Annotated in this window: 27 protein-coding genes and 1 riboswitch; of the genes, 3 read left to right on the top strand and 24 right to left on the bottom strand. The window is 30.6% G+C overall.

What is annotated here, in order from left to right; translation table 11 throughout:
• Positions 1-71: 71 nt before the first annotated feature.
• From EXC59_RS01660 to EXC59_RS01575, 18 genes are all read right to left on the bottom strand, one after another.
• Positions 72-356, bottom strand: a complete 285-nt coding sequence (locus tag EXC59_RS01660) for a YerC/YecD family TrpR-related protein (RefSeq protein WP_035369755.1) — start codon at positions 354-356, stop codon at positions 72-74.
• Between the two features lie 55 nt (positions 357-411).
• On the bottom strand, positions 412-1,149 hold the full coding sequence (locus EXC59_RS01655) for an amino acid ABC transporter ATP-binding protein (protein ID WP_035369752.1): 738 nt from the start codon (positions 1,147-1,149) through the stop codon (positions 412-414).
• On the bottom strand, positions 1,142-1,843 hold the full coding sequence (locus EXC59_RS01650) for an amino acid ABC transporter permease (RefSeq protein ID WP_162164062.1): 702 nt from the start codon (positions 1,841-1,843) through the stop codon (positions 1,142-1,144). Before EXC59_RS01650 ends, EXC59_RS01655 begins: the two co-directional genes overlap by 8 nt.
• A gap of 17 nt (positions 1,844-1,860) precedes the next feature.
• Complete coding sequence (locus EXC59_RS01645; RefSeq protein ID WP_035369749.1) at positions 1,861-2,685, bottom strand: transporter substrate-binding domain-containing protein; 825 nt, start codon at positions 2,683-2,685, stop codon at positions 1,861-1,863.
• A 74-nt stretch (positions 2,686-2,759) separates the two neighbouring features.
• A riboswitch (Lysine riboswitch) is annotated at positions 2,760-2,927 on the bottom strand.
• A gap of 77 nt (positions 2,928-3,004) precedes the next feature.
• Positions 3,005-3,817: a pyrroline-5-carboxylate reductase gene (proC, locus tag EXC59_RS01640; RefSeq protein WP_035369747.1), complete on the bottom strand. Its 813-nt coding sequence runs from the start codon at positions 3,815-3,817 to the stop codon at positions 3,005-3,007.
• 54 nt (positions 3,818-3,871) lie between these two features.
• On the bottom strand, positions 3,872-4,927 hold the full coding sequence (locus EXC59_RS01635; RefSeq protein ID WP_051659057.1) for a BMP family lipoprotein: 1,056 nt from the start codon (positions 4,925-4,927) through the stop codon (positions 3,872-3,874).
• Between the two features lie 130 nt (positions 4,928-5,057).
• Entirely contained in the window at positions 5,058-5,891 is an 834-nt protein-coding gene (locus EXC59_RS01630) for a ZIP family metal transporter (protein ID WP_035369745.1), read from the bottom strand.
• A gap of 60 nt (positions 5,892-5,951) precedes the next feature.
• Positions 5,952-6,431, bottom strand: a complete 480-nt coding sequence (locus EXC59_RS01625; RefSeq protein ID WP_035369743.1) for a GNAT family N-acetyltransferase — start codon at positions 6,429-6,431, stop codon at positions 5,952-5,954.
• Positions 6,428-7,141, bottom strand: coding sequence for a hypothetical protein (locus tag EXC59_RS01620; RefSeq protein WP_162164061.1), 714 nt, complete (start codon positions 7,139-7,141; stop codon positions 6,428-6,430). Before EXC59_RS01620 ends, EXC59_RS01625 begins: the two co-directional genes overlap by 4 nt.
• A 2-nt stretch (positions 7,142-7,143) precedes the next feature.
• Positions 7,144-7,659, bottom strand: a complete 516-nt coding sequence (locus EXC59_RS01615) for a GNAT family N-acetyltransferase (RefSeq protein WP_035369738.1) — start codon at positions 7,657-7,659, stop codon at positions 7,144-7,146.
• A gap of 584 nt (positions 7,660-8,243) precedes the next feature.
• Positions 8,244-10,586, bottom strand: a complete 2,343-nt coding sequence (locus EXC59_RS01610) for a heavy metal translocating P-type ATPase (RefSeq protein ID WP_035369737.1) — start codon at positions 10,584-10,586, stop codon at positions 8,244-8,246.
• Positions 10,587-10,600: 14 nt separating this feature from the next.
• Positions 10,601-10,966 (bottom strand): ArsR/SmtB family transcription factor, encoded by a 366-nt coding sequence (locus EXC59_RS01605; protein ID WP_035369735.1) that lies wholly within the window; start codon positions 10,964-10,966, stop codon positions 10,601-10,603.
• A 201-nt stretch (positions 10,967-11,167) separates the two neighbouring features.
• Entirely contained in the window at positions 11,168-12,316 is a 1,149-nt protein-coding gene (gene rlmD, locus EXC59_RS01600; RefSeq protein WP_051659056.1) for a 23S rRNA (uracil(1939)-C(5))-methyltransferase RlmD, read from the bottom strand.
• 81 nt (positions 12,317-12,397) lie between these two features.
• A complete protein-coding gene (locus EXC59_RS01595; RefSeq protein WP_035369733.1) occupies positions 12,398-12,805 on the bottom strand; it encodes a bis(5'-nucleosyl)-tetraphosphatase in 408 nt (135 codons plus the stop codon).
• Positions 12,806-12,864: 59 nt separating this feature from the next.
• Complete coding sequence (locus EXC59_RS01590) at positions 12,865-13,464, bottom strand: alpha/beta hydrolase (protein ID WP_035369732.1); 600 nt, start codon at positions 13,462-13,464, stop codon at positions 12,865-12,867.
• A 4-nt stretch (positions 13,465-13,468) separates the two neighbouring features.
• Positions 13,469-13,897, bottom strand: a complete 429-nt coding sequence (locus EXC59_RS01585; protein WP_035369803.1) for a MarR family winged helix-turn-helix transcriptional regulator — start codon at positions 13,895-13,897, stop codon at positions 13,469-13,471.
• Positions 13,898-13,905: 8 nt separating this feature from the next.
• The gene (locus tag EXC59_RS01580; protein WP_162164060.1) at positions 13,906-14,892 is read right to left on the bottom strand and encodes a VOC family protein; all 987 of its coding nucleotides are present in this window, start codon (positions 14,890-14,892) and stop codon (positions 13,906-13,908) included.
• 11 nt (positions 14,893-14,903) lie between these two features.
• Positions 14,904-16,067: a VOC family protein gene (locus tag EXC59_RS01575; protein WP_051659055.1), complete on the bottom strand. Its 1,164-nt coding sequence runs from the start codon at positions 16,065-16,067 to the stop codon at positions 14,904-14,906.
• A gap of 126 nt (positions 16,068-16,193) precedes the next feature.
• Here EXC59_RS01575 and EXC59_RS01570 point away from each other — a divergent pair, with 126 nt between their 5' ends.
• Both EXC59_RS01570 and EXC59_RS01565 read left to right on the top strand, forming a co-directional pair.
• A complete protein-coding gene (locus EXC59_RS01570) occupies positions 16,194-17,000 on the top strand; it encodes a prephenate dehydratase (protein ID WP_162164059.1) in 807 nt (268 codons plus the stop codon).
• The gene (locus EXC59_RS01565; protein ID WP_035369725.1) at positions 16,997-17,725 is read left to right on the top strand and encodes a carboxylesterase family protein; all 729 of its coding nucleotides are present in this window, start codon (positions 16,997-16,999) and stop codon (positions 17,723-17,725) included. The genes EXC59_RS01570 and EXC59_RS01565 overlap by 4 nt, the downstream gene beginning before the upstream one ends.
• Positions 17,726-17,767: 42 nt before the next feature.
• Here EXC59_RS01565 and EXC59_RS01560 read toward each other — a convergent pair whose 3' ends face one another.
• The 5 genes from EXC59_RS01560 to nadD form a co-directional block, all read right to left on the bottom strand.
• Complete coding sequence (locus tag EXC59_RS01560) at positions 17,768-18,199, bottom strand: hypothetical protein (protein WP_035369723.1); 432 nt, start codon at positions 18,197-18,199, stop codon at positions 17,768-17,770.
• Positions 18,200-18,293: 94 nt separating this feature from the next.
• Positions 18,294-20,534: an SF1B family DNA helicase RecD2 gene (recD2, locus tag EXC59_RS01555; protein WP_035369720.1), complete on the bottom strand. Its 2,241-nt coding sequence runs from the start codon at positions 20,532-20,534 to the stop codon at positions 18,294-18,296.
• Complete coding sequence (gene mnmA, locus EXC59_RS01550; RefSeq protein WP_035369718.1) at positions 20,534-21,667, bottom strand: tRNA 2-thiouridine(34) synthase MnmA; 1,134 nt, start codon at positions 21,665-21,667, stop codon at positions 20,534-20,536. The genes recD2 and mnmA overlap by 1 nt, the downstream gene beginning before the upstream one ends.
• Positions 21,668-21,671: 4 nt before the next feature.
• Positions 21,672-23,522 carry an NAD(+) synthase gene (locus EXC59_RS01545; protein ID WP_035369716.1) on the bottom strand — a complete coding sequence of 617 codons (1,851 nt, stop codon included), beginning with the start codon at positions 23,520-23,522 and terminating at the stop codon, positions 21,672-21,674.
• Positions 23,519-24,091, bottom strand: coding sequence for a nicotinate (nicotinamide) nucleotide adenylyltransferase (gene nadD / locus EXC59_RS01540; protein WP_162164058.1), 573 nt, complete (start codon positions 24,089-24,091; stop codon positions 23,519-23,521). Before nadD ends, EXC59_RS01545 begins: the two co-directional genes overlap by 4 nt.
• Positions 24,092-24,234: 143 nt before the next feature.
• On the opposite strand from nadD, the gene EXC59_RS01535 reads away from it, so the two are divergent.
• Positions 24,235-25,005, top strand: coding sequence for a lysophospholipid acyltransferase family protein (locus tag EXC59_RS01535; protein WP_035369712.1), 771 nt, complete (start codon positions 24,235-24,237; stop codon positions 25,003-25,005).
• A 39-nt stretch (positions 25,006-25,044) separates the two neighbouring features.
• Here the strand turns inward: EXC59_RS01535 and rsmH are convergent, their stop codons facing one another.
• Positions 25,045-25,941: a 16S rRNA (cytosine(1402)-N(4))-methyltransferase RsmH gene (rsmH, locus tag EXC59_RS01530; protein WP_162164057.1), complete on the bottom strand. Its 897-nt coding sequence runs from the start codon at positions 25,939-25,941 to the stop codon at positions 25,045-25,047.
• Positions 25,942-25,974 lie beyond the last annotated feature (33 nt).

Below are 25,974 nucleotides of genomic sequence, written 5' to 3'. Positions count from 1 at the left end.
CTCAACAAAAAAAGTATACCACGCCACTTTATTAAAGTAAAGTAGTGAAGTATACTTTTGTAATTTTTTACTTATTTGTCGGTAATAATGTCGTAACCCTTAGCTCCATAGTTAAGTGCTTTTGATACGCGAGATATCGTCGCTGTTGAAGCTTTAGTTGCATTAGAAATTTCCTGAAATGACATCTTGTTTTTAAGCATGTTGGCTACTTTTAAACGTAAAGCCATGTCATTTATTTCATTAATTGTACATAAATCTTCAAAGACTCTATAAAACTCTTCTTTAGTTTTAATCTTTAAGAACGCCTCGAATAATTTATCAATATCTTCTGTACTAAAACTTGATTTATAACTCATAAATATCTCCTATCATTAGACTACATACATTATAACACAAATCAGGGTAAATGAATTATTCATTTAAAGAGCGTTTTAAGAATTCCTTAGTTCTTTCTTCTTTTGGTTGATTAAAGATAATATCTGGATGATTATCTTCAAGAATGACACCTTGGTCCATAAAAATCACTCGATTAGAAACCTCTTTAGCAAACTGCATTTCATGTGTCACAATCACCATTGTCATGCCTTCTTTCGCTAAATCTTTCATAACTGCTAAAACTTCTCCAACCATTTCAGGGTCTAATGCTGATGTTGGTTCATCAAATAGCATAATATCTGGATTCATACATAAAGCTCTTGCAATGGCAACTCTTTGCTTTTGACCACCCGATAATGTTTGTGGTTTAGCATGAATAAAATCAGCCATACCAACTTTTCTAAGGTATTTAGTCGCCACTTCTTCAGCCTGTTCTTTATTCATCTTCAATAAAGAAATAGGAGCGATTGTACAATTTTCTAATACATTTTTATTGTTAAATAAATTAAATGATTGGAAAACCATTCCGATTTTCATTCTTAACGCATCTAAATCAGTTTTAGGATTCATTAAATCATTACCATGGAAAACAATTTTTCCACTATCGGGTTCATTTAATAAATTTAAGCATCGAAGTAAAGTTGTTTTTCCTGAACCAGAAGACCCAATGATCGTAACAACTTCTCCGCTATGAATGGTTAAATTAATATCTTTTAGAATGGTATTTTCACCAAAACTTTTTTTTAAGTTTTCAATTTTTAAAATTTCACGCATTTCGTTTAACTCCTTTACCACGTTTTTCTAGACGATTAACTAATAGTGAAGTTAAACTAGTCATAATAAGGTAAATGATTGCAGCTAGCATGAATGTATTAATTACATCATATGTCTTACCGAAAATTTGACGTGTCGTGAAGAATAAATCTGCCACTCCAATAACACTTAAAACTGCTGTATCTTTTAAATTGACAATAAATTCATTCCCTATTGATGGTAATGCATTTTTAATTGCTTGAGGATAAATAAATTTAGTTAATGCTTGACGACGTGAGAAACCTAATGAACGTGCAGCCTCCATTTGTCCAATATCTAAACTATTTACATTACCTCTGATAACTTCTGCAATATAAGCAGCCGTATTTAATGTAACAATAATTAAACCTGCTAATAATGGTGTCCATAATTCAGATCTGAATACAGGACTTAATCCATAGAATAAAACATATGCTTGGATAATCATTGGCGTTCCTCTAAATACAGTAATATATGCTGTAGAGAACCATTTTGCTATTGTTTTAACTATTTTCACAAAGACATGGTCACGTCTTTTATCAACTTTTTGTGTGCGCATATCTACTAAGACTAAACTTACGATTGCACCACCAATGGTTCCGACCACTGCTAATAAGAGTGTGATACCAATACTTGCTAATATGGCTGTCCCATATTCACGAATTATTTCAATCATTATAAACCTTCTTCTAATTAATTATTGCTGTTTGTAACAGCTGTTAACATCCATTCATTTCTTGTATCTTGACTTATTTTTGATAAAACTTCATTGATAGCTTCAACTAAATCAGTATCTTGCTTTCTTGCACCAATTGATACAACTACGTCAGCTTCTTCCATATCAAATCCGCCATTTTCTAATTCAATAATTTTTAATCTGCCTTCAGTTGTTACAATAGATTGAGCAACTGGGTATTCTGCGATGAATGCATCAGCAACACCACTAGTTACAGATAATGTTAATTCACCGTAGTTACCTAATGGTTGGTTGTGAATAGCACCAGTAATTTGTGATGCAATTAAATCATCATAAATTGTTCCTTGTTGTGCAACGACTCTTGCACCATTAAAATCAGCTAATGAAGTTGCATTTGCGTAATTTCCATTTGCACTTACCACCATTACAATTTCAGAACGATAATATTCTTCAGTAAAACTAATTTGTTTCTTTCTTTCCTCAGTTGGACTCATACCTGCAATAATAAGATCAATTTCTCCAGCTTTTAACGCAACAATTAATCCATCCCAGTCAATCGCTTTAATCACTAATGTTTTGCCTAATGCTGAAGCAATTGCCTTAGCAACTTCAACATCATAACCTGCAACATAGTTATTTGAACCTGCTAATGGATAGTTATATTCAGTTGCTTCTGTTTCCATCCAGTTGAATGGAGCATATGCTGCTTCCATTCCTACAATTAATTCTGTTTCAGTTTCTAGGTCATAAGGCGCTAATGATGAACAAGCAGCTAATGCGAATAAACCGAAAACTGATAATACTAATAAGATTTTCTTCATCTTTCTTCTCCTCTGTTTTTTCTAACAAAAAAAGGCATCCAAGACGCCTTTAAATAATCAAAATGTTTAAATTTTTATTATTTAGCGCCTCTACATAAAAATGTAGGAGTGTTATAAGTTTTTCCTATAACCCCATAGTCAACTAATGTCTTAATTGCTATTCGGCACTTTGACCTTTCGAATACTTCATCGCTTACCAGCTCCATATTTTACTATTTCTAAGTGCAACCTCTAAATATCTTTAATTGTTGTATTCAATTATACATATGAAAAAATATTAATCAAGTAAATCACATAATATTTTCTTATTTTCACATATTTATTTGTTTTCAGTCATCTCAATAAAGCGTTTTGTAATACTTTCCAAGGCCATTTTAACGATATTTTCTATATTTTCATTTTCAAAAACTTCAACACCTTTTATCGTAGAGCCATTTGGAGAACATACATTTTCTGCTAAAGTTTTTAAATTTATATTAGATAATTCAATCATTTTAGAGGCACCTAATAAAACCTGACTAATTATTAACTTTGCTTCATTTTCTGTAAACTGATTTTCTTTAGCATAATTTACAAATGCATTTGTAAATAAATATATCAAGGCCGGAGATGAACCAGATAATGAACTTAAGACAGCAATTTTATCTTCAGTAATTTCTATTGATTTACCAATCAAATTAAAGAACGTATTCATTTCTTCTTTAAATGCTTGATTTTCGTTTTCTTCATAAACGATTCCTGTAAAACCTAAATTATAGAATGATGATGTATTAGGAATGGTTCGAATAACTTTAGCCTTGCCTTTCATTAAACCTATGAGTTCTGATATCGTAAAAGATGGTGTAATACTAATGATAACTTTATTCTCAGTTAAAAAACCATTGACCTCATTTAGAATTGATTCATAGAGATTAGGTTTTACTGCAAGAATAATGTAATCAGATTCTTTTACGACATCTCCATTTGATTTAGTTATGTTTACATGATATTTATCTTTTAATTCCATCATGCGTTCATACCTAAATGTATGAAGATATATTTGTTCAGCATGAATATGATTATGATTTAATAAACCGTTTAAGATTGCTTCACCCATATTTCCGCATCCAATGAATCCAATTTTCTTTTGCATGAATTTAACCTCCTATTTTCATTATATCAAATAAAAAGAGGCGCTTAAGCCTCTTTATACTCTTTCAATTAATGCTTCATTAAATCTTCTACATTCAAACAAGAATGTTGTTAATTCTTCTTTCGTTGAAGGCACATGAATTTTTTGTTTAATAATTTTTTGATAAAGTTCTGTATAATCATCAAAATTGAAGTCTGTAAATCGAGAACTTTCAAATGGGATTGATACTGCAAAGTCATCAGCACCTAAATGCCAAACTTCGCCATCACTTAAATTATTTTCATAGAAAGCAACTAATGCTTGGTATGTTGCTGCTCCAATACCTTTAATTGCACTTGTCAAAACACGACTTGATTCTCTTGATTGATCAATATCTACTCCAATCACCCAAGCATTTTTATTTTCAGCGGCTTTAATTACTGAATGACTTGCCGCACCCGCTGCCGCATGTATAATTTCAACCCCAGCATCATAATAACTTTCAGCTAGTGTTACGACTTTATCACTTGCAGAAAAATTTTCTAGATAATTGTAATGATTTGGATCAAATATAATTGATTCATTTAGTTCATAGGATGCATAGTAAGCGCCAGCAACAAAACCAATACCAAACTTTTTAACTGTAGGTAATGCAACACCACCAATGAATCCTAAATTCCTAAATCCATCTTTGACTGCGGCATAGCCTGCTAAAAATCCTGATTCGTGTTCATTAAAATAAATCGTTAATGCATTTTTTGCAACTTTTAAATCTGATTCTTTATTGTAAGATTCTAATCCATCCAATATTACAAACTTAACATGAGGATATTTAGTTTCAAATCCAGAATATAACCCAGGAGTTATAATAATTTTCGCTCCTGCATTAACTGCTCGATTAATTGCCGCTAAGTAATCCTCTTCAGAATTTGTTAGTGGTTGATAATATTGATGAGAAACATTATTTTTAACGGCGTACTCTTGAATACCTTCCCAAGTTGCTTGATTAAAGGAGCCATCTTGGATACTGTCATATACAGTTATCATTGCGATTTCATATGTTTTTGTTTTACAAGCTGCCATTAAAGCAACCAAAAACATCGTCACAGATAATGTAATTATCTTCTTCATAGATATCTCCTTTCTTTCGTTCAACTATAGCATAAAGTCAATATGGTAATTTTGCAAGTGAAAACTAAATAATCCGAATAGATTATTCTATTTATCTAAAAAATTACATTTTTTAACTTTTTATTCCGTTTTATCCTAATGCTACATCTAAAATCATCATAATTGTGAAGCCAATCATAAAGCCAAATACAGCATGGTGACTATTTTTAGATTCTTGACTTCCTTGTGCTTCCGGGATTAATTCTTCCACAACAACATAGATCATAGCCCCAGCAGCAAATGATAAAGCATATGGTAAAATTGATTTCATTGAAGTCACTAATAATGCACCTAAAACAGCCATCATTGGCTCTACAAGTGCAGATGCTTGTCCCATAAAGAATGCTTTCTTTCTACTCATTCCTTCTTGTCGTAAAGGGATAGAAACTGCAGCACCTTCTGGGAAGTTTTGAATTCCAATACCAATGGCTAAACTTAATGCAGCTAGGGTTGCTGCTGCTATTGCAGTTGAAGTATCTCCTCTATTAATTGCACCAAAAGCAACCCCAATTGCTAATCCTTCTGGGATATTATGGATGGTAATAGAAAAGACAAGTAAAATTGTCTTTTTCAATTTTGTTGAAATCCCTTCACGTTCTTGGTCTTTACCAAAGTGAATATGTGGAATCGTCTTATCGGTAATATATAAGAAAATACCACCAAACATAAATCCTATTGCTACAACTAACCAAGCTGGTAATCCCCCGTTAATTTCAGCCCAGTCAATACCTGGAGCTAATAAACTCCAGAAACTTGCGGCAACCATAACACCTGCCGCAAATCCATAAATAAAGTTTAAAATCTTTTGTTTAATTGTTTTTGCAAAAAATACTAATGCAGCACCTAACAAGGTAATAAACCATGTAAACATACCAGCAACGAGTGCTTGTTGCCATGTTTGTAACCCTAGAAACCAATCTGTCATAAAACACCTTCCCTTTCATTTCTAAGATAATTATATCATTATCATAATGTAATAATATCGTTATTGTTCTTCAGCTATTTTTTTGAATTTTTCTTCGGTTAGACGGTAAACTGTCCATCCATTCATTGGAACTGCTCCTAAGGACTTATAAAATTGAATACTTGGTTCATTCCAATCTAAACATGACCATTCAAAACGACCACAGTTACGTTCAACTGCTATTTTAGATAAGATTTTAAAAATAGATTTTCCGTGACCTCGATTACGATATTGAGGCATAATATATATATCTTCTAAATATAAACCAGCTCTACCAACAAATGTGGAGTAGTTATGAAAGAATAAAGCAAATCCTACTTCAATATTATTCTCCATTGGAAAAATGACTTCTGCGATTTTCTTTTCAAACAACCATTCTTTTAGTGTAGTTTCTGTGGCAATAACTTGATCTTCCATTTTTTCATATACTGATAATTCTTTAATAAATTTTAATACTAATGGAATATCCTTTTCTTCTGCAAATCGATAACTTTTGTTCATGAATACCATCCTAAATTAATTACATTGGTGTCTTGATATAATTCATTTGTGCCAAATTGTAAAACTAAATTATTATTTTCAAATTTATAAATCCCGGTGAGAATTAAAGTTTCATCTACTTTAATTTCAAAAATTTGTTGTGCTTTAAATTCAAATGTTGCACTTATATTTTTTGGTCGGTCATTAATTAAAACCTTATAATATCCTTCGAAAAATGATACTTCATCAAATGAAATTCGAATACCAAATTCGCTATTATAATAACTAATTCCTACTAAATTTTCTCTTTTTACTTCTTGATCTTTAATCTCAGTTCTATAAATGATATTTTCATAAATGGTTTCAATGGTTCCATCTTCATGTGCAATTGATTGTGTTAACACAAGTTTATCTTTAACAAATACCTTATTTTCAATATAAACTTTGACATCATACACTATATAAGGTTCATTTTCTACTGTTTCTTTTGTATAAATGAATATTTTATCGTTATTTGATGATGTTTTAAATAATGCATCAACTTTAACATCATCAATGGTAATATACCCACTTCCAATATCTTTTCTTGGACCTGTAAAAATGATTTCTATGGTTTGATTTTCATCTACCCATAAACTATTTTGTTTAAACTGTGCTTGGATATGTGTTAATTCACATCCAGTTAATAACATTAAAAATATAAATGATAATACTAATAATATTTTTTTCATGTCTAAATTTCTCTTTCGTAGTAATTAATCATAAAGTTTTCATTTTCTTTATTAAAGGCAGATAATCTTGTATCTCTAAATTTAAACCCTGTTTTTTTACAAAATTGATTGCCTTTTAAGTTATCTTGCAATGTTTTTACATATTGTTTTTTAGCACCAAGTGTTTTTTGTTTCTGTGTTAAAAAATCAACTAACTGTGTTGCAATTCCTAATCTATTGTAATTTTCATCTACATAAAGCACATAGATACCTGACAATTCATCAGTCATTCCACCACCAATAACACCTACAATTTTATTTTTAATAACTGCCAAATAATAACCTATCCAAAAATTATCGCTATCATTACCACGAATAATTGCTTTTTTGAGTTGATTAGCTGTATAATTCACTTCAATTGCACGGCTCATATATTCTTTTGATAAAAAATCTTGATAAACTGCTAAGTAAGTTCGTTGAAGAAATTTCGAAAGTTCTTCAACATCTTCAAATGTTGCTTTTTTAATTGTAATTTGCATACGAAACCCCTTCTTTACTATACTTGAATATATTATATAATAATATATGCATTCACACAAAAAAATCATCTTAATCAAAATTAAAAAAGTCACACCTATAAAGATGTGACTATTTTTTTCTTATTTTCTTGAGCTTAATTCAAGTAAAACAATATTTTCAACGTGCGTTGAAAAAACCATATTGCTTGCAAAATCAACCTTGTGTGTATTGAAGTAACATCAAAATCGACTAAAATATGTTTCCCCTTACATGGTTGAACTGATGGCTAAAATACCAAAGTAACATATTTTTTGGTTTTTATGCTAAATTGCCAATACGAACTACACTCATTTTATCTCATCACCTAAAGAGTATTCAAAAGGGTTTAAGTCCTCCGTCACTCTACTGTCTAAGGTTTTGAGGTTTAATACAACTTTAGCACCCTAGCCTTCAAATCGTGTAAAAATTTTAGCACCCTAGTGTCATATATATGTAATTTTCTAGCACCCTTAATTTATGGCTTAATGAAGCTGTTTTTATTAGAGACTTGTTAAAAAACATAACCGTAAATCGAATAAACTCTATTAAGTTAGTATAATTTAAGTTAATTATTTATTTTATAGTTATATTTGAGTACCCTCATTGCATTTAGTACTGCTAATAATGACACCCCGACATCAGCAATCACGGCTTCCCACATAGTTGCGATTCCGACAGCTCCTAAAGCTAGAAACAAGAGTTTAACTCCTAATGCGAAGTATATGTTTTGCCATACAATCTTTCTAGTTCTTTTTGCCACAAAGACCGCAGTACCTATCTTAGAAGGTTCATCATTCATAATCACGACATCAGCTACATCGATGGCTGCATCGGCACCGAGTCCACCCATAGCAATTCCAATATCAGCTCTCGCTAATACTGGTGTATCGTTGATACCATCACCTACAAAGAACAGCTTCCCTCTGCTCGATTTTTGGAGTAATAACTTCTCTACAATATTGAGCTTATCTTCAGGCAACAATTCGCTATGAATTTCATCGATATCTAACTCTTGTCCAACTGCATCAGCAACTAATTTCTTGTCACCAGTTAGCATGACAGTTTTTTTAATGCCTAATGACTTCAACATTTTAATAGCAGTTTTTGAGTCTTGCTTTATCTGATCTGAGACAACAATATTTCCAACATATTTTCCATTGATAGCGATGTATATAATCGAACCCAATGCAATAGATTCCTTGAATTCAACACCCTCTCTTTTCATCAATCTAGCATTCCCGATTGCAATGATATCATTTTGATAGGCTGCTTTTACACCGTGTCCAGATATTTCTTCAACATCAGTTATTAAACTTTGATCTATTTCTTTATTGTATTTATTGACGACTGAGACAGCGATAGGATGATTAGAAAAACTTTCGACATACGCTGCTTTTTCGAGTAACTCTTCTTGTGTTGCACCATTAGCTGTATTAATTTCAGTCACTGTAAAAGTTCCTTCAGTCAATGTGCCAGTCTTATCAAAAACTGCAATCTCAATGTTATTTAATGCTTCTAGGTAGTTTCCACCTTTAACTAAGATACCATTTCTTGATGCAGCTCCAATACCACCAAAGAAACCAAGCGGAATCGATACAACGAGTGCACATGGACACGAAATAACTAAGAATATAAGTGCTCTGTAGATCCATTCCTCAAAAGTTGCACCTTGTATAACGAGTGGTAGTATTACCGCAATCAAAACAGCCAACGAAGTGACAATTGGAGTATATACTCGTGCAAATTTAGTGATAAAATTCTCGGTTGGTGCTTTTTTGCTGGTTGCATTCTCAACCATTTCAAGTACCTTAGAAACAGTTGATTCGCTTGCGAGTTTGGTAACTTTAACGGTCAATAAACCATTGATATTAATACAACCAGAGAGTACCATCTCACCTTTTGTAACATTTACAGGCACAGATTCTCCTGTTAGAATTTTTGTGTCAATTGTGGAAGTTCCTGACAACACTTCACCATCAAGCGGAATTCTTTCGCCTGGTTTAATGATCATTATCTCTCCAGTTTGAACGTCTTCAACACGCATTTCCACAGAAGTGTTGCCTTTTTTAATCGTTGCGACATCAGGTCTGATTGACATCAATTTTTTTATGGATCTTCTGGATCGATTGACTGCTACGTCTTGGAAAAATTCACCGACCTTATAAAAAATCATAACTGCAACTGCTTCAGGATGCTCTCCAATAGCAAATGCACCCATAGTTGCTATCGTCATTAAGAAGTTTTCATCGAACACCTTACCTCGATATATGTTATTGACTGCCTTCAGTACAACTTCTCCACCGATGATGAAATAACTTAGTATAAGTAATACATAACGAAAAACCGTTCCTTCAGCAATCAATAATCCTCCAGTAAATAGTAAGATACCTAAACCGAAGATGATTAAATCTTTCGTCATTGATGATTCTTCATCCACGTGATCTTCATTCTTCACATTTGATTGTGCTATCGTTACGCCAGGTTCAATTTTATCAATAATTTTTTGAACCTTTTCTTCTATACGTTTTTGATCTAGCGAATTTTTGAATTGAAGTGTCAGTTTTTTTGCTATAAAATCAACGTTGGCACCTAAAATTCCTTCGGTCTTGTTTAATTTTTCTTCAATCTTAGCCGCACAATTTGCACAGTCTAAACCATCTATTGCATAAATGACATTTGGGGTTAGTTCACATACCTCGACATCACCCTCTTCATCTTTCACAATTTTTTTGATCGTGTCAAATAGTCTTGCAGTATCAGTTGAATCCGCAACTTGTACCTTGATTTCTTTTGTAACAAAGTTTAAATAACCTTCCTCAACTCCGTTTAACTTCTTTATCTTTTGTTCAATCTTATCTGCACAACTCGCACAGCTAATTTCTGATAAACTATATTTAACCTCTTTCATGTTTTTTCTCCATTCTACTTATGTTTTAGATGATTCATTGCTTGAGTTATTAACACGTGGACGTGGTCATCGTCAAGCGAGTAATAAACAACATTCCCCACTTTTCGGTATTTAACCAAACGATTCTCTCTTAAGGTTTTCAATTGATGTGAGACAGCGGATTGACTGACATTGATCACAGCAGACAGATCGCATACACACAACTCGGTTTCTTTTAATGCCAATATGATTTTCATTCTTGTGGGATCGCTAAATGTTTTGAAGAACAAAGTTAGCAGTGAAATAGATTCATTATCTAGTAAGTTTTTATGGGCTATTTCTATTTTTTCAGGGTGAAGAACATTACATTCACAAAACTCTATTATATCTTTTTGATCCATACTAATCTCCCATCTATATGAGCGTTCATTCATATAGATATATTGTATCACAATAAACTGCGGAGTCAATAAAAACAACTTCTTTAGATGTTTCCACATTAATTTCGATATGTTTCCATATTGGGCAAAAAGTAAAAAAGAAGCATTTTACCCAGTTTTAAAGGGCAAAATGCTTCTTGTTCTATTATATGAATGGCTTTGTTAACGCATTCTTAATGAAAGCAATACGATGTTTTCAACGTGTGCTGTGTAGGTAAACATATCAACCGGTTGAATTTCTTTTACATTATAATTTTTTGTTAATTGACAAATATCTCTAAATTGAGTTTGTGGATCACATGCAATATATACAATTTTCTTTGGCTTTAAGTTTAGAACTGCTTGAATAAACTTAAGAGATGCACCTTGACGCGTCGGGTCCATAATTAAGACATCTACTTTATCTTTAAACTCTTCAATTGTCTTTTCAACATCGCCTAAGATAAAGTTTACATTCTCAACTTTATTTTCTTTTTTATTTTTAATCGCATCTTTAACTGAGGCATCGTTTATTTCTAATCCATAAACCATTTTAGCCTTTTTAGCAGCTAATAAAGAAATAGTTCCAATACCTGAATAACAGTCTAATACAGTATCATGCTCGCTTATATTAGCCATTTCTAATGCTTTATGATATAAATCAACCATGAGTGCAGGATTGATTTGATAGAAAGCGCGTGGTGAAATATTAAAGATTAAATCATCAATCTTATCTTGAATATAACCTTTACCATAAAGTACTTTTTCTTCTTCTAAAACAACAAGTTTTGTATCTTTTCTATGTATATTTTGTACAACTGTTGTTATATTCGGATGAATTGAGATAAGTTCTTTAATAAAATCTTTGGCATTTGGGAATAAATTACCTTGTGTTGAAATAACGACCATGAATTGATTAAATGCGTAAGATTTTCTAATTAATACGTGTTTAATTAATCCTTCTTTATAGTTACTCATATAAGCTTTAAACTTATATGTTACTAACAACTTTTCTACAGTTTTAAAGATTTCATCAATTTCAGGGTGATGTAAAAAATGACCAATTCTTGGTTTAATTTTTTTACTACCTTCTTCGAAGAAACCTAAACGTAATTGGTTATTTGAACCAACCTTAATATTAGTTGCAGATAAAACTGCTTTATGACGATACCCTCTTGGATTAGGATTCTTCATAATTGGATTGGCTTTTTTCTGAAATAACGTTTCAACAATTTCTTGTTTTTTAGTTAGTTGGGCACTTACCTTTAAGCTTTCAAAATCAGATGCTTTTAAACTTAAATGAAAGATATCATCATTTTGTTTGTTGATCATTTTATTACTCTCTTTACTTCTACTTTTTTAAATCTATTTATCTTCGTATGAATAAGTAGAACTTCATACGCATTTTTATTATTATTTTTCTAGGTGTCCGGCTAATTTAATGAAAAGAATTTTATCATTATCATAAGTTAAGTATCTAAAAACTTGTTCTTTAGTATACCAACCTGCAACTGATATTTCACTATCTTGTTTACGAATTTTTGTGTTAGTTGCTTTACCTAAAAAATAGTACACATCTTTATAAATACCATTTGGCATAAGATATGTTGAGGTTTGCATTTTGTCTGTTACAATTTCAAACATAATACCAGTTTCTTCATAAACTTCACGGTGCGCTGTTTCAATAATTGACTCATCTTTTTCAACATGTCCTTTTGGAAATCCAAAGTGGCCACCATTTTTATTTTGGGCAAGTAAGTATAAGATTTTTCCTTCTGATTCAGTATATACAATTGCTCCTGCTGAAATTTCTTTAACCATCTTAAACTCCTTTAACTTTTTACTGCATATCTATTATAAATGATTTTAAATCATTTCATTTAAATATTTCTAAAATACCAATCTTTTGCATAATTTAATGCCCCTTCAGTTAAACGATGTCCAGCATCATGTAAATATAGATCCACATTCGCATTTGCATCTTTTAAGTCATTAATTAATAACTCAAGGTCTTTTTTAGTTGTATATGGATCATTATATGATGTAACAATTAAGATATTAAGTCCTGTTAAATCCTTAAATTTCAAATCTTTTCTTACATATACAGGACTTAACAACATGAAGTTTTTTAGACTATCTGGATACATTTGAAATAATGATTCTAAAATATTTGCACCATTTGAAAAACCCATTGCAACAAAGTTAGTATCTTTAAATTCATTCATTTGTTTAATATCTTTGATATCCTTATCAAGTTCAGTTGTATTTAATTCTAAGTTAGGGATATCAAATTTACCAATTGCATGTCGTTTAAAGAAACGACGCATGCCTTCTTCTAATTCATTTCCCTCAAAAGCAATATAGTTTGAACTTGGATCTATATATTCTGCAATTGAGATTAAATCTCTATAACTTCCACCTGTACCATGAAAAAGTAATTGCGTCTTATTTGATTTTTTATTTCTAACGTAATACTTCATTTTTTTAATCTCCTTTAGCAAAATAACCGATTTTTTTTAATAATTGATTAAGTGATTCTTGTTCATTTGTTGAGAGTATATCAAATACTTTTCTCATATGTTCATAGTGCTTTGGAAAAATTTCATTTGAAAAATTTAAACCATTTTCTGATAACTCAACATAGTAAGTTCTTTTATCTAATTTGTCTTGAGTTCTTGTAATTAACTTTTTAACTTCAAGTTTGTCTAACACATATGTCATCGATGAATTTGGAATTAAAACTGCATCGCACACACTTTGTACAGGAAGTTTACCCTTGTGATACAAAACTTCTAAAGCTGTAAACTCATTTAAAGTTAAACCATATGAAAGAATGTCTTTTTTTGCGTAGGTTTCAACTGCTTGATGTGCTCTAAACAAAATTCGCATTGTCTTTAAACTATCTTGTTCCATCAGATGCCTCACAAGTATTCTTTTTCACGTTTTTTATTTGCATCAGATGAATCAAATAATTGTATCACACTATACACATATTCACTTCTATTTTTATATAAAGGCGGTAGTGTTAGATTCTCACCCAAAATATCATAAGTATCTTCATCATCGATGAATCCTGGGTCATCTGTTGCAATCTCAAATAAGATATTTGGATATAATCTTGTATATAAACTTCTAAAATAATATCGATCAACAAAACCACTATTTGGAATACCAAATGATTCAAAGAAATCTTCCCACTTGGCCATTTCTTCTCTATTTTTCACTCTAAATGCAATATGGTGCACACCACCAAATCCTTGAACAGCATTTGGTAAAAGTAAATTATGTTCTATAATCACAGATTCATTGTTACCACCGACATTAACTTCATATAAATAGAATGCATTTTCTTTCTCTACTTTTCTGAAACCTAAAATATCAGTTAATATACGCTCCATTCGTTCTAAATCTTTTGCACGCATAAATACTGGTCCTAAACCAATAATACCAAATTCATTTGGAACAGGTCCATTAAACCAAGGAGTTCCTTTATCATAGCTTGCTTTTGTTTCATCACTAATTAGTGCATAACGTTGTCCATCAAAATCTTCAAAATTAATCATAAGTTTATTAAATAATTTATACGGTTTTTGATGTTTAATTTCATATTTAACAAATCTTTTTTCAAAATAATAAATTGCTTCATCACTTGGCACACGGAATGTGGTGCGTGAGACTTCATTATTACCATGTACTGCACGACGTATGCCTTTAAAGTCAAAAAACGTCATCGTTGTTCCTGGATTTCCTCTATCATCAGCAAAATATAAATGATAGGTTTGAATATCATCTTGATTAACAGTCTTTTTGACCATTCTCATACCTAAAATATCTGTAAAAAATCTGTAAATTTTTGGTGCACTTGAAGTAATTGCTGTTACATGGTGCATTCCTAAAATATTATCCATAGCTTATCTCCTTATTTTTTTGTTAGCCTACTGATGTTTCCATCTTTATCTTCAACAGATACATTTTCTAAGTTTTGTTTAACTTGACCAACGATTAGCTTCACATATACTTTTCTTAATTTGTCACGTTCAATTAACTCTGCTTCAGTAAGTGCTCTAATTTTTGATTCTTTTGCATAATAATTTATCTTGTCTAATACATTTTTATGGAAAATATAATCTTCATAACTTGCTCTATCTTGATAATTATAAGTTTGTAATTGATCAATTTCTCTTACGAATATAGGCATTAAATCATTTCTAATTTCATCAGTTAGATGTGTGAAATGAGGAGGAATTTTAATTTCATCTGAGTCATCTTCATCAATTAACATTCCTGGTTTATCTGTAGCTAATTCAAATAAAATGCCACCCGGTTCTCTAAAGTAAATTGACTTAAAGTATTTTCTATCCTTTATTTCAACATTTATTCCACTTTCTTTTAAAACATCGATAAATGAGACTAACGTATCATCAGTTACCGTGAATGCGATATGATGCGTTGTTCCTGCTCCCATCTTTGATGAAACAGTTTGTTCTTTATATAAATCTAAGAATTGATTGTTATTAGCATCAAATCGAATGAAGTAATTATTTTCATCAATGACTTTTAAATTAAATTTTTCAATTAAAAAGTTTTTAGTAGCTTCATAATCATGACTATAAAGTGTTGCTCCGATGATTCCTTGAATTGCATAATCTTTTGTTACACCATTAAATTCATGATTATTTTTAACATAAAAAGTATCTTCTACTAATTCAAGATTAATACCATGCGTATCTTTAAAAACTAAATAAATTTGATTAAATCTTGAAACTTCACTATACGAAATTTTAAATTTAGCTAAACGTTCTTTCCAAAACAACATGCTTCCCTTAGGGATAACAAATGTTGTCTTAAAAACTTGACCATCGCCAATCACACCTTCTTTAAAATTTTGCTTCCATGGGAAAAAAGTCATTAATGTGCCTAAGTCTGCTTGATGGTTACCAAATGTAGTATGGTAAATTCTTTCATCATCAAAATTTACAGTTTTTTTAACTAGTTTTAATCCTAATACGCCTGCATAAAAATCTAAGTTTTCTTGTGCGTGCCATACAATTGATGACACATGATGTATACCTTTAATGTTCATATCTTTATACTTCCTTTTTTTATCATACTTTTATTATATTTCGAATTCGAATTATTTTTAAATCTTATGCACTTTCTTGCTTAATTATGTTACAATTTATATGTTTATTAACAAAAAGGAAAAATTATGAAGAAAATCATTACACTTGGACCATCTGGTACTTACGCTGAAATTGCGAGTCAAAAATTTAATATTGATTTATCATTATCTTCTTTAATTGAAATGGAAAACACGATTGATCAAGTATTTAAGAAAGCATATTTAGGAGATTATCTTGTTTTACCATTTGATAACTCAATTGATGGGTATGTTCAAAGAACACTTGATTTACTTTATGAATCAAATTACTACATTACGCATGTTAATGAACTATCAATTGATTTTTCACTAATCTCAAATGAGAATTCACTAGAGAATATCAAAAACGTTTATGTTCAATTTAAAGCACATGCCCAGTGCTATAATTTTTTAAAAAATTTCAGTCATTTCAACTATATAACGACTGATTCAAATACTGAATCATTAAATAGATTTACAGCATCACCAAATGAGTCATGTACTATTATTCCAACACATTTAATTTCTTCAAATTTTGAACTAATTATTCATCATGTTCATGATACACTAGATAATAAAACAAGATTTGTTTTACTAGAAAATAAGTTAAATATTCCAGACTTTGAAGTGATAAAAGCTTATGTTGTTTTATCACCAAATATTGATCAACCAGGCTTATTGCATGATATTTTATATAGTTTTAAAATGTTAAATATTAACTTAACTTCTATTATTTCAAGACCTAAGAAAAATACTTCAGGAAAATACAATTTCTTTATTGAATTATCTTTCTTAAGAGAAAATTATAATGATTTAATTAACGAACTAGAAAAAAATAAAAATTTTTCAACAAAAATATTAGGAGTATACAAATGAATTTAGTAGATTATATGACTTTAGAGACATATGAAAATAAAACTTTAGATAATAAACCTTTAATCTATCGTGCATATGTTCCGAAAGAAAAACAAGATAAGTATCGTGTATTTATCTTCTTACATGGTGCAGGTGAACGTGGTAATGATGGTGCATTCCATATTACACCAAATGCTGATATCATTAAACGTGTAATCAACCATCCTATCTATGGTAAAAACACAATTTGTATTGCACCACAAGTTCCTGCAAATGAATCTTGGATGCCAATGGAAAAAATCTATTCTGGTGAATATGATTTCGATAAAAACGAGAAAACACCACTTCAAGCAATCTTTAATGACTTCATTGAAAATGAATTACCACGTAAATATAATATCGATGAAGACCATATTTATATTGGTGGCTTATCAATGGGTGCAAGCGGTGCAATTGACTACTTAATGCGTTACCCGAATAAGTTTGCAGCAAGCGTCTTAATATGCGGAATTATGGACTTAAATAAATTAGATACAATTAGACACATACCGATGTGGTTATTCCACTCTAAGGATGACACAACAGTTTCACCTCATGCATATATTAAAGGTGCTAAAATGCTTAAAGAAATGGGAGCTAATATTCGCTTCACATTATATGAAGATGCTGGTCACCCATCTTGGAGAAGAGCATTCTTAGTTGATGATTTAATTGATTGGTTATTCAGTCATACAAGACAACAATAATAAAAATAAAAGTGTTAGGATTTAATAAACCTAACACTTTTTTTATAGACTGATAATAACAACTAAAGGAATGACACTTAATAAGCCACTTACAGCCATTAAGATATGTAAAATTGCAAATAATGTTAATTGACGCTTTGGTGTATCTTTTTTCTCAATTACCATTTCTTTTGTGCGAATGATCTTCTCATTAACTTCAATTTCAGTAACTGATTCTTCAATAATCTTTTCTTCAAGGGGTGTTAGACTTGAGATCACTCTTTTACTAAAACTTGGAAGCAATAAGCAGATGACTGCTAAAATGTAAAATAATCCTGATAAAGCATATAAAACATAAATAAAGAAACCTAATTTATCTTTTGCAACTAGAAAGTTATCGTTACTTTCTATCCAAAATGCTAAATATAAAATACTAAATACGATAAAAATTAAATATACAAACGTCCTTCGAGTTGCTTTTATACCTTGATCCATATGTTAATACCCCCTTATGTATACTTATATTTTATACTTTTTTTATTAAATTTTATAATAATTTGAATAAAAAAGTAGGATTTTACTCCTACTTTTACATAAAATCATATGGACTCAAGTGAATTGTTGGGTCTTCTAAATCTTCATCAAAATTGTCCTCAACAACTACTTCATTTTCTATGAGTCTTTCTTTTAATTTAGTATGACGTTTTTCAGCTAACTGATTGGATGCATAACGTAATAATTTCATATCACCTAAAATAAGTAAATATTCTTTCGCACGTGTAATTGCGGTATATATTAATTCTTTTTTTAGCATATGTAAATAACTTTTGATAATTGGTAAAAATACAATCTTATATTCTGACCCCTGTGACTTATGAATAGAAACAACATAAGCTAAATTAATATTTTCTAAATCAGCTTGTTCATAATAGACAATCGTTGAATCAAATACAACTTTCATAAGTAACGTATTTTTTTCCCCTAAGATAATATCGTCAATAACACCGATATCTCCATTCATCACTTTACGCTCTTTATCATTAACAAGTTGAATGACTTTATCATTTCTATAATAAGTTTTCTCTCCTATTTTCATAGATAATGATTTTTCATAATAGGGATTAAATCTTTTCTGGATTTCTTGATTCATTATATCGATACCCAAATCACCTTTGTATAAAGGAATTAAAACTTGAATATCGTTAATTAAATCATAACCTTTTTTAATTGCCCCTGCAATTTGATTTAAGATGACGCTCTTTACATTATCGATATTACCATTGTAAAAGATAACATCTTTATGTGAGATTAAATCTTCATCTGCTAGTACTTGTTTATTAACACTTTGCGCAAGACGTACGATATTTGAGTCTTTTGCTTGACGATGTATTTCTGTTAATCTAACAACTGGTATTAATTTCGAGGCAATCATATCGCCTAAAACATAACCAGGACCGACTGAAGGTAATTGGTCTTCATCACCAACGATGATAACTTGTGCACCTACTTTAATCGCATCAAATAAGCGTTTAGCTAAGAAAATATCAACCATTGATGCCTCATCAACAATGATTAAATTTTGTGGTAATGGTTCATCTTTATAATACTTATATGTTTGATCAAAATCATATCCTAAATGTGAGTGAATAGTCTTCGCTTCAAAATGTAAAAGTTCTCTCATGCGCTTACTTGCACGACCTGTCGGTGCCATGAGGGCTATTTTAAGTTTAGCTTCAACCTCTTTTAGATTAATCTTATAATATGTTGCATAAAGCGTTAATAATCCATCGATTAATGTCGTTTTACCTGTACCAGGTCCACCTGTGATAATTGTCATTGGATTAAGCATAGCAGAAATAATCGCATCATTTTGTTTTTCTGTATATTCAATTCCCTTTTGGATTGCAATTTGAGATAAATACAGTTCTAATAAATTTCGATCAATAGCTTTTTTATCTTGATTGATGATTGATTTAATTGATTGAGCAATATGATATTCTGCATAATAAATACTGTTTAAGAAGTAAAGATTATCTTCTGATTTAATCTTAGCTTCTTTTTCTAACATCATAAGCGCTTCATCTATTGATACATCAACATACAGCAATCTTTGAACTTTTTCAACTAACTCTTCTTTTTCTAAATATAAATTACCTTCACCATAGGCAGCAGTTTCTAATACATAAATACTTGCTGCTTTAAGTGTTCTAATGTCTTCTTTTTCGATACCTAGTTTATTTGCGATATCTTGACTTTTTACAAATCCAAACCCATCAATTTCATACATTAACCTAAATGGATCTTCATTTAATTTATCAAGTGTGTAAGCACCATAAGTTTTAAATAATTTCGCTGCAACTTTATTACTTAAACCGAAATCTAATAACTTAATAAAGACATCATTTGTTGCCTTATGTTGAATAAGTTCATTTTTCAAACGAACACGCTTCATTGGGTTTAAAAGTGGTGAAAGTACAGATTCATCTTCTATAATTTTATCAATTGCATCTAAACCTAATAAATCAACGATTTTTTTTGCTGTAACCGGACCAATACCAGTGAAATCTTCACTTGATAAATAACGAATTAAACCATTTTCTGTGTGGTCTTCAATACGTTTATATGTTAAAACCTTCAATTGTTTTCCGTATTTCGGATGATATGTAAATTCTCCCGTAAATTCATATAAAACTTCTTCATTGAGTATAGGAAAATAACCGACAATGGTGATGATTTCTCCACTATCGGTTTCCATTTTCGCAATGGTATATCCATTCTCTTCATTTTTATACTTATAGGATTTAACATATCCTCTTAATGTATCATTCATTAACTGTAAAGACGTCTTTCTCCCTTATAGAATGCTTCATTAATGAAACCTGATCCAACACAAACTTCGCCATCATAGATTGCACATACTTGACCTGGTGTAACTGCACGAATACCTTGTGGATAATCTACCCTAATTGTTGTTTCATCTAACCAAGTTACCATAACATCTTGGTCTGGTTGACGATATCTAAATTTAGCAGTAAACTTGCCTTCTTTTCTTTCTCCGCGCCATTTAACTTCAGTTACAATTGCACTATCAGAATAGCTATATGGATGTTCAAATCCTGGTTCAACATATAGTGTGTTTGTCTTTAAATCTTTACCAACAACAAACCATGCATCAGTTGTTTGGTCTGTTCCACCAATACCTAAACCTTTTCTTTGTCCAATAGTATAGTTCATTAAGCCATAATGTTTCTTAATGTATGTCCCATCTAAGCGACGCATATCGCCTTCTTTAGCTGGTAGATAATTTGATAAAAATTCATTGAAGTGTCTTTCACCAATGAAACAAATACCAGTTGAATCTTTTTTAGTTGCGGTTGCCAAATCAGCTTCTTTAGCAATTCTTCTAACTTCTTCCTTTGGTAAATGTCCAATTGGGAATAAAACTTTTCTTAATTGTTCAGTTCTAAGTTGACTTAAGAAATAAGTTTGGTCCTTATTTTGGTCAACTGCTCTTAATAATTTTGGCTCAGAACCACTATGATCAATTTGCGCATAGTGTCCCATCGCAATATAATCAGGATTAAACTTTTCAGCATAATCTACAAATGCTTTAAATTTAATTTCGTTATTACATAAAACATCCGGATTTGGTGTTCTATTTTTATTATATTCGTCAATAAAATATGAGAAAACACGATCCCAATATTCATGAATAAAATCTACCTTATGTAATTTAATACCTAATTTATCTGCAACTAATTTTGCATCTTGATAATCTTTTTCTTGTTCACAAGTTTCATCATATAATGTTGGGTTTCCTTTGAAATCCATATTCGTTGCTGAGTCCCAGTTACGCATAAATACTGCTTCTACATCATATCCTTGTTGTAAAAGGAGTAATGCTGCTACAGATGAATCAACACCACCTGATAATCCGATAAATACTTTTTTCTTTTTTTCCATGTTACTATCTTCTCTTTATTTCTGAAGGTAATCTTAATTCTCCTCTTGGAGACAATGAAACCTTTAATATTTTTGGCCCTTCTGGCATTGGTTGACGTTTAAACTGTTGTTGGTAGAAACGATTGAAAAATCTTGTTGCATATGTTTCAGATTCACTATCAGTTAAGTCAAATGTTTGTTTAACTAACCAGGCACACTTAGATTCTGAAGCGCCATTGTTTAGGAAATGATATAAAATAAAATCGTTGATTTCATATTTACCAATGGAATCTTCTGTGCTTTGGTTATTTTTTAATTCTGGTGAAATTGGACGCGCTAAGATATTATTTAAAATCTCAGACACATTTGTGTATGCTGTTTCACTATGATATCTTACTAAGGCTTGAACCCATGTCTTAGTTAAACCAGCATTCACATTATACATACTCATGTGATCGCCATTAAATGTCATCCAACCTAATGCAATTTCACTCATATCACCTGTTCCTAAGACAAATCCATTATATTGATTTGCTAAATTCATTAAATTAAGTGTTCTAATTCTTGCTTGAGCATTCTCAAAAGTGACATCATCGCTGCCAGCATGATTTAAATCTTTTAAGTGTTGATCTACTAATGTTTTAATTGGAATCTCTAAGGCTGTAACACCCAATGTATTCATTAAGACTAAAGCATCAGATTTTGTATGCGTTGATGTGATACTAGACGGCATTGTTACTGCAATAATATCTTTAACATCTCGGTTCATACGCTTAAATGTTTGGTGAGCAACTAATAATGCGAGTGCACTATCTAATCCGCCTGAAATACCAACAACAATCTTTGCGTTAGGCATCATTTGGAATTTGTTCATTAAACCTTTGATCTGTAGTTCATTTGCTAATCTTAAAGCGTATAATTTGTTTTCCTCTGGTAAAAAAGGAAGTGTATTTAATTTATTTGAAAGTTGATAATCTTTATTTTCATAAAACTTAACGGCAATTGTTCTAAGTTGTTTTGTCTGAAATAATTGCTCGTCACGAAAGGTAGAATCAATTCGACGTTGATATCGAATTGCCTCTATGTCTAAATCAACTACTAGTGATTCTTTATCATCTAATACATCTGATTCAGCAATTAAATCACCTAATGAAGCTGCAATCTTATGTGACGAATAAATTAAATCAGTTGATGATTCAGTTGCACCACTTGAAGTATAGAAATAACCTCCAAAATGTCTTCTAGATGATTCTAATACTGTATTTTTTCTAACTTCTGGTTTTCCTACTGCTTCAGTTGATGCAGATAGATTTAAGATAAAGTGTGCTCCAGCTAAACTTAAGACATCGCCTGGTGTATGCATAGCCCACATGTCTTGACATACTTCAACCCCAAATGAAATATCATTTGCTTCATCTTTAAATAATAAGGTACCAAATGGAACTTTTTGACCTAATAAATTAACTTCTTCTAAATTTGTTTGTAGCCCACTTTGGAACCAACGTTTTTCATAGAACTCTTTTGAATTTGGTAAGAAGCATTTAGGTATAACGCCTAAAATCTTTTTGTCCTGAATAACAACTGCAGTATTGTATAAAACATCATTAAACTTTAATGGTGCACCAAGTACATAAATACCTTTAAAAGTTGTTGTTTCAATAATTTCTTTTAAGGCCTCTAATGATTGATTAATATACGTTTGTTGGAAGAATAAATCTCCTGATGAATATCCAGCAACTGATAATTCAGGAAATAAAACAACTGATGAAATTGATGCATTCAGTAATTCAACAATTGGTTTAACATTTAATTTTGGATTGCCAATTGTAATTTTTGGTGTAGTCATTTCGACTTTAATAAATCCTTGATATGTCATAAGTTTTCTCCCTTATATAAATCATTTGCTACAATATATTCATAAACTTCTTTTGTAATATATGATTTGAATTTTTCTAAGTTTTCTCTTACTTTTGTAGAAGATACTTCACTATCATAAGAAATCACTTCGTGTTTAGTATTATATTCCTTAAAAATCGATAAATCAATTTCATAGTTCTTACGTTTAATAATTACGAATCCATACGTTTTTAACAACGCTTCATAGTTAATCCACTGACGTAATGTTTCAAGGTGATCAGTTCCAAAAACAAAATAAATATCTTTGGTTTCATAAATTTCGCTTATCTTATTTAATGCATCATAAGTCCCTGTAAAAGTTGTTGTGTTCTCTAAATCAGAGACGATAACATTACGAACTTCATTTGTGAGTAAATGAAGCATGTCAAAGCGCTTTTCAAATGAGATTAAATTATTTTTCCACGTATACTTGTTTCCAACTGGTAAAATAATTATTTTCTCAGGATTCAGTTTCTCATTTAGTAAATTGATTATTTCTAAATGTGCTTTTGTGGGAGGATTAAAAGAGCCTCCGTAAACTAAAATCATAATTTCACCCTAATTAATTATAACACGCTTTCTTAAATTACTTTTTACTAAAGTAAATGTATACGTTTTATATTAAATCTTATGTGAAATTCTAAGAAAAAAATGTTATAATCAACTTAGCGTGACAAATGAGGTTAGAAGTTATGGAAAATGATCAAAACAACCGACCAGAACATGACTTTAAATTAATACCAGCTAGACCTGTGAAATTAAAAAAGGATTATAATTTTTTTATACAAAATCCTATATTTAAATTCTTTTCATTCATTACAGTCATATTAGTTAAAATTATTGTCTACTACATTTACGGTATTATCTTTAGAGGGTTAAGGGTCAAGAATAGAAAAAATTTAAAACATTTAAAAAATGGACGTTATATTTTAGTATGTAATCATATGCATATTTTAGATGCAATTTGGCTAGGTACATCAATTGCTCCTAGAAGAATTTATGTAACCATGTTGCAATCTAACCTTGGTTTACCTGTTATTGGTAAACTACTTCGATTAGCAGGTGGCATTCCAATTCCTGAGACAAAAGAAAATATGGTTAATTTTTTAGATGAATTAAAACAAGAATTAAGCAAGAACACACCTGTACTTGTAATGCCTGAGGCATCTATCAAACCATATCATGTAGGCATCAGAAAGTTCTTAAGTGGAGCATTTAGATTTGCTGCTGATTCAGATGCTAAAATTCTACCTTTCGTTTATGTATATAAACAACCTAAAGGATTAATGAAATTAATTAAGAAAAAGCCATTTGTACACCTTCACGTTTTAGAACCAGTTGAAGTTGTTGAAATGGAAACTAGAAATAAAACTTATGTTGCAACTAAAGATAAAGTTCATCAAATCATGAGTGATTACTTTAACGAACACTCAGATTTAAAGGATCCAGACTATAAAAAATAAAACCTTTATTCATTAAACAGAATAAAGGTTTTTTTATTATCATTGTCTTTCTGCAATTCTTAGTTGAGCTGAATGACTACGTTTATTATATTCTAATTCTTCTTCACTAGGTAAGATTGCTTTTCGATTGATCATCACTAGTGGTGGTTTAGGTAAGTTTCTAATATCGACATTTTTAGGAACATCTAAAGTAGAATTTTTCTTCATAAATTGTTTTGTGATTCTATCTTCTAATGAATGGAATGTAATCACAACCAATCTTCCACCCGGATTTAATAATTCTAATGTATCTTCTAAAACATCTGATAAAACATCTAATTCTTTATTGACTTCAATACGTAATGCTTGAAAAACTCTTTTTGCAGAGTGCCCTTTTACATTTCGATTAATTCTATCTGTGATACGAACGATATCAAATGTTGTTTCTAACGGTCTTTGTTTGACAATTTCACCAGCAATCTTCCAGGCATTGACTTCATCACCATATTTTCTAAAGACATCTGCAAGTTCTTGTTGTGAATAGGTATTAACAACGGTATGTGCACTAAAATCTTTTGTGGTATCCATTCTCATATCAAGTTTATAATCTTTCAAATATGAAAAACCTCTTGTTTCATCATCTATTTGGAAACTTGATAAACCAAGGTCAAATAAGATACCATCAACTTTAAAAATACCTAATTTATTTAATTCTTCTTTCATCTTTTGGAAGTTAGCATGTATAAAGGTTTTATTTGGGTAATCTTTGAGTCTTTCTCCAGCACGCTGATGCGCATATGGGTCTTGATCAAATGCATATAAATGACCCTTTTTTAATTGTTTTAAAATGAGCTCTGAGTGTCCGCCGCCACCAAGGGTTGCATCAACATAGATTCCACCATCTTTAATGTTTAAAGCTTCAACAGATTCATTTAATAATACTGTAATATGTTCCATAAAAACACCTCTATCATATTATACCAAAGAAAA

Source organism: Acholeplasma hippikon, from assembly GCF_900660755.1.
In the GTDB taxonomy this organism is placed as follows: domain Bacteria; phylum Bacillota_I; class Bacilli_A; order Acholeplasmatales; family Acholeplasmataceae; genus Acholeplasma; species Acholeplasma hippikon.
The sequence above is the reverse complement of the archived record's forward strand: the minus strand, read 5'-3'. Positions and strand labels throughout refer to the sequence as shown.